Origin of the sequence: Leptolyngbya boryana PCC 6306 (assembly GCF_000353285.1) — a bacterium.
GTDB lineage: Bacteria > Cyanobacteriota > Cyanobacteriia > Leptolyngbyales > Leptolyngbyaceae > Leptolyngbya > Leptolyngbya boryana.
Genome location: NZ_KB731324.1, coordinates 2,943,641 through 2,958,349, shown reverse-complemented (window position 1 = coordinate 2,958,349; position 14,709 = coordinate 2,943,641). Strand labels below are relative to the sequence as shown.

At 45.3% G+C, this 14,709-nt stretch carries 15 protein-coding genes; 12 read left to right on the top strand and 3 right to left on the bottom strand.

Going from position 1 to position 14,709, the window contains the following annotated elements; genetic code table 11:
• Positions 1–11 precede the first annotated feature (11 nt).
• From LEPBO_RS0114845 to LEPBO_RS0114830, 4 genes are read left to right on the top strand one after another with little or no spacing between them, the layout of a single operon-like run.
• Positions 12–2,390, top strand: coding sequence for a glycosyltransferase family 4 protein (locus tag LEPBO_RS0114845; RefSeq protein ID WP_017288369.1), 2,379 nt, complete (start codon positions 12–14; stop codon positions 2,388–2,390).
• Positions 2,391–2,423: 33 nt separating this feature from the next.
• Positions 2,424–3,389 carry a GDP-mannose 4,6-dehydratase gene (locus LEPBO_RS0114840; RefSeq protein WP_017288368.1) on the top strand — a complete coding sequence of 322 codons (966 nt, stop codon included), beginning with the start codon at positions 2,424–2,426 and terminating at the stop codon, positions 3,387–3,389.
• Positions 3,386–4,504, top strand: coding sequence for a glycosyltransferase family 4 protein (locus tag LEPBO_RS0114835; RefSeq protein ID WP_017288367.1), 1,119 nt, complete (start codon positions 3,386–3,388; stop codon positions 4,502–4,504). The genes LEPBO_RS0114840 and LEPBO_RS0114835 overlap by 4 nt, the downstream gene beginning before the upstream one ends.
• A gap of 10 nt (positions 4,505–4,514) precedes the next feature.
• Positions 4,515–5,573 (top strand): glycosyltransferase family 4 protein, encoded by a 1,059-nt coding sequence (locus LEPBO_RS0114830; RefSeq protein ID WP_017288366.1) that lies wholly within the window; start codon positions 4,515–4,517, stop codon positions 5,571–5,573.
• Here LEPBO_RS0114830 and LEPBO_RS0114825 read toward each other — a convergent pair whose 3' ends face one another.
• A complete protein-coding gene (locus LEPBO_RS0114825) occupies positions 5,574–5,942 on the bottom strand; it encodes a DMT family transporter (protein WP_017288365.1) in 369 nt (122 codons plus the stop codon).
• 104 nt (positions 5,943–6,046) lie between these two features.
• Between LEPBO_RS0114825 and LEPBO_RS0114820 the strand changes: the two genes are divergently transcribed.
• The 6 genes from LEPBO_RS0114820 to psaC all read left to right on the top strand — a co-directional run bounded on the left by LEPBO_RS0114820 (position 6,047) and on the right by psaC (position 11,400).
• Positions 6,047–6,724: a Mo-dependent nitrogenase C-terminal domain-containing protein gene (locus LEPBO_RS0114820; protein WP_017288364.1), complete on the top strand. Its 678-nt coding sequence runs from the start codon at positions 6,047–6,049 to the stop codon at positions 6,722–6,724.
• 200 nt (positions 6,725–6,924) lie between these two features.
• Complete coding sequence (locus tag LEPBO_RS0114815) at positions 6,925–7,548, top strand: hypothetical protein (protein WP_144056202.1); 624 nt, start codon at positions 6,925–6,927, stop codon at positions 7,546–7,548.
• Positions 7,549–7,624: 76 nt separating this feature from the next.
• A complete protein-coding gene (locus LEPBO_RS0114810; RefSeq protein ID WP_017288362.1) occupies positions 7,625–9,439 on the top strand; it encodes an FAD-dependent oxidoreductase in 1,815 nt (604 codons plus the stop codon).
• Positions 9,440–9,534: 95 nt separating this feature from the next.
• On the top strand, positions 9,535–9,726 hold the full coding sequence (locus LEPBO_RS0114805) for a hypothetical protein (protein ID WP_017288361.1): 192 nt from the start codon (positions 9,535–9,537) through the stop codon (positions 9,724–9,726).
• Between the two features lie 359 nt (positions 9,727–10,085).
• A complete protein-coding gene (gene hetR / locus LEPBO_RS0114800; protein WP_017288360.1) occupies positions 10,086–10,985 on the top strand; it encodes a heterocyst differentiation master regulator HetR in 900 nt (299 codons plus the stop codon).
• 169 nt (positions 10,986–11,154) lie between these two features.
• Complete coding sequence (gene psaC / locus LEPBO_RS40975) at positions 11,155–11,400, top strand: photosystem I iron-sulfur center protein PsaC (protein ID WP_009458117.1); 246 nt, start codon at positions 11,155–11,157, stop codon at positions 11,398–11,400.
• Positions 11,401–11,587: 187 nt separating this feature from the next.
• On the opposite strand, the gene LEPBO_RS0114790 is transcribed toward psaC, so the two are convergent.
• A complete protein-coding gene (locus tag LEPBO_RS0114790) occupies positions 11,588–11,971 on the bottom strand; it encodes a VOC family protein (RefSeq protein ID WP_017288358.1) in 384 nt (127 codons plus the stop codon).
• Positions 11,972–12,048: 77 nt separating this feature from the next.
• On the opposite strand from LEPBO_RS0114790, the gene LEPBO_RS0114785 reads away from it, so the two are divergent.
• Entirely contained in the window at positions 12,049–13,131 is a 1,083-nt protein-coding gene (locus LEPBO_RS0114785) for a class I fructose-bisphosphate aldolase (protein WP_017288357.1), read from the top strand.
• A 1-nt stretch (position 13,132) separates the two neighbouring features.
• Here the strand turns inward: LEPBO_RS0114785 and LEPBO_RS0114780 are convergent, their stop codons facing one another.
• On the bottom strand, positions 13,133–14,020 hold the full coding sequence (locus LEPBO_RS0114780; RefSeq protein WP_017288356.1) for an alpha/beta fold hydrolase: 888 nt from the start codon (positions 14,018–14,020) through the stop codon (positions 13,133–13,135).
• Between the two features lie 148 nt (positions 14,021–14,168).
• Between LEPBO_RS0114780 and LEPBO_RS0114775 the strand changes: the two genes are divergently transcribed.
• The gene (locus LEPBO_RS0114775) at positions 14,169–14,708 is read left to right on the top strand and encodes a thioredoxin family protein (protein WP_017288355.1); all 540 of its coding nucleotides are present in this window, start codon (positions 14,169–14,171) and stop codon (positions 14,706–14,708) included.
• Position 14,709: the final 1 nt, after the last annotated feature.

The following is a 14,709-nucleotide window of genomic DNA, read 5'->3' as shown; positions in this document are numbered from 1 at the left end:
ATTTTCATTTTATGCATATCGCGATCGTTGCACCCAGTCCTGTTCCATTTTGTATTGGTGGAGCCGAGAAACTCTGGTGGGGATTACAAGAAGAAATCAATCAAAATACATCGCATCAGGCTGAGTTGATCAAACTGCCCAGCCCAGAGCAGAACTTTTCAGAGTTGATTGATAGTTATCAGCAATTTTCTGAGCTAGATTTGCGCCATTTTGATTTGGTCATTTCCGGCAAATATCCGGCTTGGATGGTCAAGCATCCGAATCATGTTTGCTATATGCTACACCGATTGCGAGGCTTATATGATGCCTATCATTTGACAGGTTTACCGGAGCGATTTACGACAAATCATCCAACCCTTTCTCGTCTTCAAAAACGAATTCAACAAGGAAAACGTGGCGATTTACCAGAGATTTTTTTACAGCTTAAACAGTTAGAATCTAGTGGGAAATTACCCGAAGAAGCCGCCCATTTTCCTGGCGCTTTTGTTCGAGAATTGATTCACTATTTTGATGGAATTGCTTTAGATCCCAAAGCCATTAAGAAATACACTGCTATCTCTCATAATGTCGCAAATCGAAAGAATTATTTTCCACGTGGCAGTGCGATCGATGTAATTTATCCACCTTCAAGCCTGAGAAGATTTGAGCAGGGAAGTAGCGATTATTTTTTCACAATTAGCCGTTTAGACAGTGCAAAAAGAATTCGCCTACTCGTCGAAGCCATGCGCTTTGTAAAGTCAAAAGTTCAGCTTAAAATTGCAGGAACTGGACCGGATGAAAAACGGTTAAAAGAGTTAGCTGGAGACGACGATCGCATCGAATTTCTTGGATTCGTCAATGACGAAGATGTAATTGGGCTGTATGCCAATGCGATCGCAGTTCCGTATCTTCCTTATGACGAAGATTATGGCTTAGTCGTGATTGAAGCCATGATGAGTGGAAAACCTGTTTTAACCACAATCGATGCGGGTGGTCCGAACGAGTTTGTCATTAATGGAGAAACCGGATTTTCTGTTTTACCCGAACCTGCTGCACTTGCTGAACGAATAGATTATTTTTATCAGCATCGTACAGAAGCCAAGCAAATGGGACTCACAGGTCGAAAACTGGTTGAGACAATTACTTGGGAAAATACGGTCACTCGTTTGTTAAGCGAACCTCCCTTAAAGACGATGAGCAATGGAATGAGTAAATCTCGCCAAAAAATTACGATCGCGGTTACATTTTCAGTCTTTCCTCCACGCGGAGGCGGACAAAGCCGCGTTTTCCATTTATACAAACATCTTGCCAAATATTTCGATATCGAATTTGTTTCAGTCACCGGATTCGATCAGGTTCCGTTTGCAGGTGAGATTGCCGAACATGTTTACGAAATTCGTATCCCTAAATCGGCAGAACATCAGCAAAAAGAACAAGAAATCGAAAAGGAAACTAGAGTTCCAATTACCGATATCGTTATGCCGGATTTGATTCATTTGACTCCGGAATATCTTGAAGCATTAAAAACGTCGATCGCATCTTCAGATTTCGTCATTGCTTGTCATCCTTACCTCTATCCCGCCATTCGATCGATTACGGATAAACCGATTTGGTATGAAGCCCAAGACGTTGAAGTCGATTTGAAAGCGAAAATCCTCCCGGATAATGCGGTCAGTCGGAAGCTCTTAGAATCGATTAAAAAAGTCGAATTAGAATGCTGTAACGCGAGTCAATTGATCATGACTTGTTCGCAAAATGATGCGAATTTGCTCAATCAAATTTACGGTATTGATCTCAATAAAATGATTGAGGTTCCAAACGGAGTAGACACTGAAGCGATCGCATATATTTCTCAAGAAAAACGGCGATCGATGAAAGAAAAGTTAGGAATTTCTAATAACTTTACTGCTTTTTTCTTGGGAAGTTGGCACGATCCAAACCTCAAAGCCGTTGAAACCATTTTGAATCTTGCTCCATCACTGCCTGATATCAATTTTCTAATTGTTGGAAGTGTAGGTTGGGCATTTCAAGATAAAAAACGCCCGGAGAATGTGGGATTTTTAGGAGAAGTAGAGGAAGAGACAAAAGCGATCGTTTTAGAGATTGCCGATGTCGCACTCAATCCAGTCACCTTTGGTTCAGGGACAAACCTAAAGATGTTAGAGTACTTTGCGGCAGGCATCCCAGTCATTTCGACTCCAACCGGAATCCGAGGATTGGGCGTGGAACATGGCAAACACTGCATCGTCGCAGAAGTTGACCAGTTTGCAAGCGCGATCGCGCAAGTGCGATCAGAGTCTTCAACGATTCAACTGACCCGAATCGAAGCCGCCAGAACGCGAGTGCAGCAGCAGTATGATTGGCGAGTCATTGCCGACAATTTTATGGCTGCTTCTGCAACATTCAGGTAAAACGTTCATCAGCTTAAATCGAGCAAGATCATCGTGAAAAAAGCACTCATTACCGGACTGACCGGACAAGACGGATCGTATCTCGCAGAACTTTTGCTAGAGCAGGGCTATCAAGTCTTTGGGTTAGTTCGTCGATCGAGTTCGGGCAATGCCGATCGCATTAGCCATTTATCAGGAACCGTCGAGATTTTATCCGGTGACCTACTGGATCAATGTTCGTTAATGGATGCCGTTTCCTACGCCCAACCCGACGAAATTTATAATCTGGCATCTCAAAGTTATGTGCCGCTGTCTTGGACACAGCCCGCTTTGACCGCAGAATATACTGCTCTAGGCGTTTCACGGTTACTCGAATCGATTCGTCGCTGTAAATCAGATGCCAGGTTTTACCAAGCATCTAGTAGTGAAGTGTTCGGACAACCCGATGAGTCGCCTCAAACCGAACGAACCGCCTTTCGACCTCGAAATCCTTACGGAGTCGCAAAAGCTTACGCGCATTGGATGACGATCAATTATCGCCAGCAGTATGGACTCTATAGCTGTTGTGGGGTGACCTACACGCATGAGTCTCCGCGTCGAGGCACAGAGTTCGTCTTTCGTAAGATCACTCGTGGGGCAGCCTTGATCAAAATGGGTTTAGCCAAAGAGTTGAAGCTTGGAAACTTAGACGCGAAGCGGGATTGGTGTTATGCGAAAGATGCCGTGCGGGCAATGTGGATGATGTTGCAACAAGAGCAACCCGATGATTACATCATTGCCAGCGGTGAAACGCACTCCGTTCGAGAGTTAGTGCAGACTGCTTTCGACTGTGTGGGATTGAATTGGGAGGAGTATGTCTCAGTCGATCCGAATTTTTATCGACCGGATGAAGCCGTGCAGCTCGTTGGCTCGATCGATAAAATCCGCAGACAGCTAAATTGGGAGCCGCAATATCCGTTTAAGCAGTTGGTCGAGTTAATGGTTGATCACGACTTGAAGGAATTGAGCGAAGCCCAATGAAAATTGCGATCGATGTCACCCCTTGGATGCCGAAACCGAGTGGAATCGGGTTTTATGTCTCAAACTTGATTCAAGGGCTGATGCGATCGCAAGATTCTCCAGATTTAGAACTCATCTATCAGCCCGGACTCAAGAAATGGCTCAAGGGAGATTTCGCATTTCCTGATTATTTACGAGCTTATTCGCGTCTTAATCTATTTCCACTTCCGGTAAGATTGTCGAATTTAATTATTGACTTTCCCTTCTTATTTTCTAATGGCTTAGAAGCCTGTTTCCAGCAAGCTGATATTGTGCATGGAACGAACTATACTGTTTTTCCAACTCGGAAAAGTCGTCGAGTCATTACGATCTATGATTTGACGTTTATCAAGTATCCTGAATTTACGAATTCAACGGTTAGCGCTTATACAGAACGGTTAAAAAAATGCCTGCGTTGGACAGATTTAATTTTGACCATCTCGCATAGTTCTAAACGCGATATCGTTGAGTATCTCAAGGTTGATCCAGATCGAGTTTGGGTGACTCATTTAGCCAGTCGTTATCAAGTTGATCAGCCGATTCCTGAATTCTCGTTTCCGAAACCTTATATTTTATTTGTCAGTACGATCGAACCGAGAAAAAATATTCGATCGCTGATTTCTGCATTTGAATATCTAAAGCGAAATTATAAAATTGAGCATCAATTAGTTCTAATCGGTCAAAAAGGTTGGTTATACGAACCTATTTTTGATCAAATTGCGCGATCGCCGTATCAAAGTGAAATTCAGCATCTCGATTATCTTCCCGACGCTCAAGTCATGCAGTTTTACCGAAATGCAGATGTATTTGTGTATCCCTCGCACTACGAAGGGTTCGGAATGCCTGTATTAGAAGCAATGACGTTAGGTGCACCTGTTGTGACAACGAATGTCTCATCTCTGCCAGAAATTGCGGGCGATGCGGCACTATTGATTGAGCCAAATGCGATCGAAGATTTAGGAGAAGCGATTTTGAACGTCATTCGCGATCGCACTTTACGCGAGAATTTGATTCAAAAGGGCAAAGAACAAGCTAAATTATATTCTTGGGAAAATACGGCTCAAGAAACATTGAAAGCTTATCGATCAATTCTGTGATCTTAGTTCTGTGATATTAGTCAATCTTGCATTTTTAGCTTCAAAACCGACAGGTCACACTGTCTATGCAAAAAATTTACTACCTGGTTTAAGCGCGCTTGATCCAGTTTTATTATCTGGACAAAATATCCCTCCTTACCAGTGTTATCCGATTTCAGATCAACTCACACCGGATCAAGGGACAAAAGGGCATTTCAATCGATTGAAATGGACGCAATTTGAATTACCTAAAATCTATCATCAGCTTCAGAGTAATCTCATTTTCTCTCCAATTCCTGAAGCTCCAATCTTTACAAAATGTCGCTATATCGTGACATTACACGATTTTATTCCGCTTCGATTTCCGCGTTTCACATCACCACTCACTCAATATTATCGATTCTATATTCCCCATGTTCTTGCCCAAGCTCAGCATATTTTGAGCGATTCAGAATCGACGGCAAATGATGCGATCGAGTTCTACAAAATCCCATCGAATAAAATCACAGTCATTCCACTTGCTTACGACAATCAGCACTTCAGATTTCTAGATTTACCCACTAAAAATTACTTTCTCTACGTCGGGCGACATGACCCTTATAAAAATATTGGTCGAGCACTCAGCGCTTTTTCTCGACTTCCTAAAGATTATGAATTCTGGATCGCAGGCTCACCCGATCCAAGATTTACCCCTCAGTTACAACAACAGGCTGAAAGCTTGGGAATTCGCGATCGCATTAAATTCTTGAGTTATGTTTCCTATGCAGAATTACCTGCATTGATCAATCAAGCCACTGCGCTTGTTTTTACCAGTCTGTGGGAAGGTTTCGGCTTACCTGTACTCGAAGCAATGGCATGTGGAACTCCCGTCATTACTTCTAATCTGTCCTCAATTCCTGAAGTGGCAGGCGATGCGACGATTTTAGTCAATCCTTACCGTGAATCTGAAATTTTCGATGCGATGAATGCGATCGTCCAAGATTCAAGCCTCCGAACCCAACTGAGAGAAAAAGGACTCGATCGCGCTCAATCTTTTAGCTGGCAAACTACTGCGAACCAAACCGCCGAAATTCTCAAACGCTATCTCTAATTACTTTTTTGCCATCAGCATCACAACACCGCAGATAATAAACGCTAATCCAAACAGTCGGATCACCGGAATCTGCTCATTAAAGACGAATTTCCCGAGCAGCACCGAAAATACATATTGCAATGCAACTGCCGGAGCCAAAATACTGAGAGGAACACGAGTCAGCAGCAAAATGTATAAGATTGCACCCGCTCCATAGCATCCTAGTCCAATCACCAATTCAGGCGTTGTGGCAATACTGAGAACATGACTCACGGCATTATTAGAAGTGAGTTGCCCCAGTTTTAATGCTCCTGATTTGAGAAAAAACTGACCTGCAACACCTGCCACGATCGACATCAGAAACAATGCAAATTCTTGAAAACTCACAGGAAATCTTTCTCCACATTTCGCTTTTTCAGTTTACAGCTAGCTTGAGCGTCTGACCGGGAAACCTTGAGCTACATTTATTTTGGAAGCATGAAAAACTCACGATGAATTCTTCAACCCCTGTACGACCGACCTACACTGACGCCCAAATTTCCATTTGGTTACGTGGTCTTCTCACTTTGGCTTGGGCAGATGATAAGTTCGATGAAGCGGAGCAACAGTTAATTGCTTCTCTGACTGAACATGCCTTAACCCAGGAAGAAACAGAGCGATCGTTTCAACCGATCTCGAATGAAGAACTGCGATCGCACTTTGCCCCTGACGCTCAGCTTGCCGAGAATTTTCTCAGAACCGCAGTGATGGTTGCCCTCGCAGATGGAGTCTACACATCCAGCGAAGACGAAATCTTAGAACAATTCTGTCAGACCTTGAATACTGGAACTGAGATTCTAGAAAATCTGCGGCTGACTTTATGCGATCGACATGCCGAAACTCAAGCGCTCCAGCCGCATCCTGAACTGCATCTTGATGTGTTGCAGCCTGTACGATCGTGGCTCGACGGCTTCCAAGTTCACGATCCAAAGGTTGCACATTTTCTCTGCAAACTCATTCCCGCCCAATGCCCCTTTGAGCGAGACGTAAAGCTATTCGGGCACAAGATTGTGCATATTCCACCCATGTGCAAGTTGAATCCGCTGTATGAACAGTTGGTCGGTTTACGATTCCGCGCACTCTCATATCTTGCAGACGAATGCGGCGAGGATGTTACGCCTTACTGTTAGGTAGCTCGGTTCGATTGTTAGGTGGCTCGATTCGACTCCGCTCAACGAGGGATTTTTCGATTTGAGAGGAGATTCCTACAACAGATGCAGAATCCTCGCGGATTGAGCGAAGTCGAAACCTAAGCCAACCGAAAAATTCAAAATTACAAGCGGTTTCAGCGCGATCGTTTATAGTATTTTTATACTAATCGAATCAACGTATGAGTTCCTCAACTTATTACTTCCCGATGTCTCTGGAAAGTGAACTTTATCAGCTATTGTGCCAAGACAAGGCGACTTATGTTCTTGCAGAAAAATCTTTCAGTTGTCACTTCACTTTGCTCGATTTAGATCCTGAAGACCTTGAGGAAGAGATTGAATTCTTAGTTGAAGATTTTCCAGATATCTTTGTTACACCAGATGTAACGCTTCACATCATGAAGCAGTTTGAAGCATACATGCAGAACCCCATACCTGAATATGTAATGCTTGAAAGTTATATATCGCGTCAGATTAAGGCAGCCCTCATTCAATTCCTAAACGCATCTCAAGGTGCTGAATCCGAGCTTGTTACTAGTCTTCTCTATTCCGGTTCTGCGCTATTTGATCCGCACCTGCTCTCTTCCAGCGACTTTAGATTTCTTTCTGCTCAAACTGTTCAAACGGGAGCAAACCTTCTTCGTGACATTCCGCCAGAGCGAATATTTGATGTTCCTGAAAGCTGGCAGGATTCAAATCAAGGGATGCGTTGGGATAACTATACAGCAAGATTCTTCGGCTACTGGAGAGATCTTTATCTTGAAGCAGCGGAGAGACAAGATGTAATGCTTCTTGCAACGTCTTAAAAATCGCACTTTAAAAGACCTTGCTGAAATCCTCATTCACTTAGATGATTGAAAGGATTTTTTAGCTCAAAAAACGATGCAAGAACTGATCGCGGATGTATTGGTTGTCGGAGGCGGAACCGGCGGAACAGCCGCAGCCATCCAAGCCGCCCGACGCGGTGCAAAAACAATTCTCGTCAGTGAATTTGAGTGGCTCGGCGGAATGCTCACCAGCGCAGGCGTAACCGCCCCAGATGGCAACGAACTCGCAGCCTTTCAAACCGGAATCTGGGGTGCATTCCTGCGCGAATTAGAACGCCGACAACCCGGAGGACTCGACAACGCTTGGGTCAGTTTCTTCACCTACGAACCCCGAATCGGAGCCGAAATCTTTGCCGATTGGGTCAAGGCTTTACCGAATTTGCAGTGGATCGCCGGAGAAATTCCCACCGCCGTTTTGCAAGAAAACGACCCTTGCGGTATCGGCGAAGCCACACGCATTCTCGGAGTCGAATTCCAAACCGTCAGAGTCGAGGCAAAAATTACGATCGATGCCACCGAACTCGGCGATCTTTTAGCCCTGGGCAACATTCCTCATCGCTGGGGTTGGGAACTGCAATCCGAATTCAACGAGCCAAGCGCCCCGCCTGAATCCAACGAGCTGACTCAAACCTACCCCGTTCAAGCCCCAACCTGGGTCGTTGTGATGCAAGATTTTGGTGAAGCAGAAGCACCAGAAATTCCCAAACCTGAACATTACAATCCCGACTTATTCGAGAAAGCTTGGCAAAACTATGGCGCTGAAGCATTTTTGAATTACGGACGGCTTCCCGGTGATCGCTTCATGATCAACTGGCCCATCTCTGGCAACGACTACGGTGAGAATCCCAATCGGCTACTCGATCGCTCAACTCGCCTCGAATTCCATGAAGAAGCAAAAGCCCACTCTCTAGCTTTCGCCCACTTTATCCAAACCAAATTAGGGCGCAGATACGGACTCGCCGAAAACACCTTTCCGAATGGCACTGCCTTTGCTCTGCATCCCTATTATCGAGAAAGCCGCCGTCTCATCGGTATCACCACCCTGCGCGAACAAGATCTGCTTCCCAAAGGACAAGTTGCCCCACTCCCCTACCAAGTCGATGCGATCGGCTGTGAATACGCCGAAAATTTCTGCCAAGCGATCGCCATTGGCAACTACGCCAACGACCACCACTATCCGAGCGGCGACATTCCATTAAAATCAAAATCCATCCGCTGGGGCGGGCGTTGGACAGGAACCCCCTTCACGATTCCTTACACCTGCTTGATTCCGAAGGAAATCGACAATTTTCTAGTCTGTGAGAAAAACATCTCCGTCACCCACATCGCCAACGGCGCAACTCGGCTTCAACCGCTCGTTTTAGGAATTGGGCAAGCCGCAGGTATGGCAGCCGCTCTTTGCATCGAACAAATCTGTCATCCCCGTCATTTAGATGTGCGATCGCTGCAACTCGCCTTACTCACCGATGCGATCGCGCCCGCTGCAATTTTTCCTCTGTTCAATTTGTCACCTAAACACCCAGAATGGCTCGTCTGGCAGCAATACTATCTCGACCATCCAGAAAGTTATCCGACAAACGGTGAATGTCCCGCCAGTAAAAGCATTCAAGCACCTAGCGACCAAGCTAAACCATTCAATGGAATTTTCCACCGCAAAGGAGTACAAGACTATACATTAAAATCTACAGAACCATCCCAGACTGAATGGCTGATCGTCACAGTAGATCCCGAAGTCAACGCTCAACTACAGAAAATTCAGACCGGACAATCACTGAGTGGTTTAGGTAAATTTAATCAGTCTGGAAATTGGATTTTAGTAGAAGCGCTGAATACGGATAATCAACACTACCCTGAAGCGTTTGTCAAGTAGGTGCGACTACCGAATTTGAGTTTTCAGGCATTTTTTGTCCTGATGTGATGCCCAAAATTGTGAAGAAAGGGGTATCAACACTGAGGACGTAAAATATGCGCGCTCAAACTTTGGTTGCACTCTTTAGCTGGCTCATTGGAGCAGTTGCTATCGGTTCTTACACCACCGAGCGTTTCTTCCCCGCCGCCTCTCAGTTAAACGCCCCTCAACTGATTCCACACACACTTGCCCATCGGGGCAGCGGACGGATCGAAACCCAACTCGAACAGATGAACTTTCTCATCTAATTTTCTCAATCTCAGCTTTTCAATCTGAACAGTTTACATTGAGCTTCCAAACTGTGTGGAGATCGCTTTTCTAGAGGGTCGATCTCCCTCTTTAATTTTTTTCCATCGACGATCGCAGTCTATTCCCTGACGAAGCACTATAAGACCCAACTGTTGAGTTTTCAGCGAGAGTTGGGCACGTTCAAAAAAGCAATTTTATCGAAATCTATTAAAGATAAAATTGTTAACGTATGCCAACGATGAAGTTTTGCTCTGTATTGAGAGAATTCCTGTTGAAATACAGACTCTCGCTGTAGACTGGATTTCGGCATCGTTTTGATTGTATTCGTGTTCTTTGTTTCAGCGGTGGCGCGATCGATATGACAAATGACCTAGATCTGATCAAACTTCTCAGCCCTAGTGCAATGGATCAGATTATGTTGTATCTGGCGTTTAGCGCAATGCGAACGGGCGGTCATCGTCATGGCGCATTCCTAGACGCAGCCGCAACAGCTGCCAAGTGCGCGATTTACATGACTTACTTGGAGCAAGATGGCAACATCCGGATGACGGGTCATCTGCACCACATCGAACCCAAACGAGTAAAGGCGATCGTGGAAGAAGTCAGACAAGCTCTTACCGAAGGCAAACTCTTGAAAATGCTAGGGTCACAAGAACCTCGGTATTTGATTCAGTTACCCTACGTCTGGATGGAGCAATACCCCTGGCAACCGGGACGCTCACGAGTTCCTGGAACCAGTTTGACTTCTGAAGAAAAGCGCCAAATCGAACAGAAATTGCCCAACAATCTGCCCGATGCCCAACTGATCAACTCCTTTCAGTTTTTAGAACTCATCGAGTTTCTGAATACGCGATCGCAAGAAGATCTTCCACCAGAGCAGCGAATGCCCTTGAGTGAAGCACTGGCAGAGCATATCAAGCGCCGCCTGCTTTACTCTGGAACCGTCACTCGCATCGAGTCGCCTTGGGGAATGCCTTTCTATGCGCTCACCCGAGCATCTTACTCACCTGAAGACCAAGAAGAACGCGCTTATGTCATGATTGAAGACACAGCGCGATTTTTTCGCTTGATGCAAGACTGGGCAAAGCGAGAAGATCAGGTCATGCGCGTCTTAGAAGAATTAGATATTCCAGATGATCGCGTGAGAGATGCGATCGCAGAACTGGACGAAATATTACGCAACTGGGCCGATCGGTATCATCAAGAAGGTGGAAAACCATTTGTCGTGCAGATGGTATTTGGTTCAACCGAAACGTAAGCAGTTTAGACTATTACGCAATTTAAACTTTTGCAACTGTCTGAAAGATAGCGTCAACTCCCCAGAGTAAACTAGGCAATGATTCTAGGATGAAGCGGTCTAGTATCGCTTCATCCTAGAACTACAGATGATGCCAAATCATAAGCACTAATCTGGAGCCTTCCATAATATGTCTCATACGGTCAAAATTTACGACACCTGCATTGGGTGTACACAGTGCGTTCGTGCTTGTCCTACGGACGTTCTAGAAATGGTTCCCTGGGATGGGTGCCGTGCGGGTCAAATCGCATCGTCACCAAGAACAGAGGACTGTGTTGGCTGCAAACGTTGCGAAACGGCTTGCCCGACGGACTTCCTCAGCATTCGGGTTTACTTGGGTGCTGAAACGACTCGCAGTATGGGTCTGGCTTACTAAGTTTGTCTTATTAAGCAAAACTTCATACAGCAATCATTTTTCATTTATGTGGGTTCAAAGTTATGGGGGCAGTTCGCCCTCATTTTTTTGTTTGCTTTTTGTTTGCAATTGAGGGAGATTCGCTCTTGAAAGCTCTAATTCTCTCCGATCGTGAATTCAAAATCCAGCAAGATCGTTGAAGGAGCATCTATCTATTATCTCCGCTCGAATTGGGTTCGTACAAAATAATGCGATTGCCGTCAGGATCATAGGCATAGGCTTCGCGTCCATGAGACACCGTGCGAATCTCACTGATAAACGCATCAATGCGATCGAGTAAAGCGATCGCCTCTTCCAACTTTTCAATCTGCACACACAAACTTACGGCTGGAAATAAGGTAATCGGCGCTTTCTCTGGCGATTCCTCAACCGTTGGGCGATAAATGCCGAGCCGGATACCAAATGCTTCAAATTCTGCATATTTTTCAGGCGTGAAAATCTGCGGCTCTTGCTGAAAAAGTTGCTGATAAAAGTTGACAGACCGATCGAATTGTGAGGCTGCGATCGTAACCCACGCTTTTTGGATGCGCATAAAAATCCCCTTCCAGACATAAATTCATTTTGGAACAAAACGTTAGATTGAGAGGGAACAGTATTGAGGAAACTGCGATGACCGCTACACTCTCTGCGCCTCAGTCGGTAACATCTTGGCTAGGAGATGAAGGAGAAGATTTACTCACCTATCAAGCCAAAGTTTCTAAGGATTTATTGCATTTGCCGGGTCCCGATTTTCTCGATCGCGTTTTTGTTCAAAGCGATCGCTCTCCCCAAGTGCTTCGGAGTTTGCGCCAGCTTTATTCATTTGGAAGGTTAGCAAATACAGGTTATATTTCGATTTTGCCTGTTGATCAAGGAATTGAACATTCAGCCGGAGCTTCGTTTGCCCCGAATCCGATCTACTTTGATAGTGAAAATATTATCAAACTCGCGATCGAAGGGGGATGTAATGCAGTTGCAACAACGCTTGGCGTACTCGGCAGCGTTTCACGGAAATATGCGCACAAAATCCCCTTCATTCTCAAGCTCAATCACAATGAGCTACTCACTGTTCCCAATCAGTACGACCAAATCATGTTTGCATCTGTTGAACAGGCTTGGAACTTGGGAGCGGTTGCAGTTGGGGCAACGATTTACTTTGGGTCTGAAAATTCAACTCGACAGATTCAAGAAGTGAGTCAAGCGTTTGCGTTAGCGCATGAATATGGCATGGCAACGATTCTTTGGTGCTATCTGCGCAACAGTGCATTTAAGCAGGATAAAGACTATCATCTCGCAGCAGATTTGACTGGACAGGCGAATCATTTGGGAGTCACGATCGAAGCTGACATCATTAAGCAAAAACTGCCAGAAATCAACGTCGGCTATGCTGCAGTTGCGAAAGCGACCGGGGAAAGTTATGGCAAAATTGATCCAAAAGTATATAGCGAACTGACAACGGATCACCCGATCGATTTAACGCGCTATCAGGTGCTCAACTGTTATTCAGGTCGAGCAGGATTGATTAATTCGGGCGGTGCTTCGGGTAAAAATGATTTTGCAGAAGCGATTCGGACTGCTGTGATTAACAAGCGAGCAGGCGGAACTGGATTGATCTCTGGACGCAAGACATTCCAACGCCCCTTTGACGAAGGCGTGAAATTGTTCCATGCAATTCAAGATGTTTATCTCTCGCCTGAAATTACGATCGCTTAAATCAAGATTGGTCAATCCATCGCTGCAAGATCGGATTGACCAGTTCCGGCGCTTCATCTTGGGGACAGTGCCCAACATTTGGAAGTTCGATAAATTCTTTCACCTGGGGATATTCTGCAAATTTGCGGGCTAACTTGATCGGTTCCCAAGGGTCTTTCTCACCCCACAGCACGATCGCGCGACACGGCAATTTTGGAAACAGATCTTCAGGCAAAGGCCCTGTGGAATATCCGGTAAACGCAACGAAAACAGCAGCAGCGCCTTCATCGCTCGCTGCACCGAGCAACAGTTCAACTAATTCATCAGTCACAGCTTCCGATCGCGCATAAGCCTTGAGCAAAATATTTCTGACCGCTTTTGGCTTGGCAACTTGCTTGAAAAACCATTCTCCGAAGGCTTGATTTTTCAAAACTTTCTGTAAAATTGGCGCTCCAATTCGTTTTACCCAGGGTTGGGTTGCTCGATATCGTTCATGTAAAAGCCGTAGTGAACAGTTGAGCAACGCTAGCGATCGCGCAATTTCGGGATGATCGACTGCAGCCTGCATGACCACAATACAGCCGATGGAATTCCCGACTAAAACTGCAGGCTCTCCAACAATTTCACGACAGAAATCAGCAATCTGGTTGCCCCAAGTTTCAAAGGTATATTCGATTTCTTCAAGGGGTTTAGGTTTTGCAGATTTGCCGAACCCAATCAAGTCGATCGCATAAACGCGACAGTTTTTTGCAAGCTCGGGAATGTTCTTGCGCCAGTGAAAAAAAGAAGCCCCAAATCCATGCACCAAGACAACAGGCGTTCCCTCACTTCCTTGAGTTTGATAGGCAATTTCAAATCCTTGCCAGTTCCAGGTTTTGTATTCGATCGCAACTGTCGGAGCCGTCACCATTTTCCCTGTTCCCAAAATGCCTCTTTACAAACTGTAACGATTTTTTGGACATTCGGGGTCGCCAAATTTCCGCAAATGTCGGATTTTGCAGAAAGCTGGTCTATAACTAAGAGGGCAAAACGTCTCAGTTGTTACACTCCAAAGCACTATGGACAGTCCACTTATCGGCAAATATGCACCCGACTTTGAACTCCCCGGTACAGATGGAGCGATTCATCATTTAGCCCGTTACCTTGAACAGCACCAGGCGATCGTGGTGGTGATCATGTGCAATCACTGCCCGTATGTGAAACTGTATCTCGATCGGCTCAAACAACTTCAAACTGAGCTTAAACCTCAAGGTGTAACCTTGATCGGCATCAATCCCAACGATTCGGATCAATTTCCCGAAGATAGCTACGAAAAGATGCAATCCTTTGCAACAGCGCATCAACTTAATTTTTTGTATCTGCGGGATATGAATCAAGATGTCGCTCATGCCTTCAAAGCTGTAAAAACTCCGCAGGTGTATCTGCTCAACAAGCAAGGCATTGTCTGCTACGCAGGCGCGATCGATGATAATGCTCAAACCCCTGAAGCGGTTCAGCATCAATATTTGAAAAATGCGATTGCAGCACTGCTCAACCATCAACCCATTTCACCCACTTCAACTGATCCCGTCGGATGCTCTGTGAAATGGCGCAATTAAT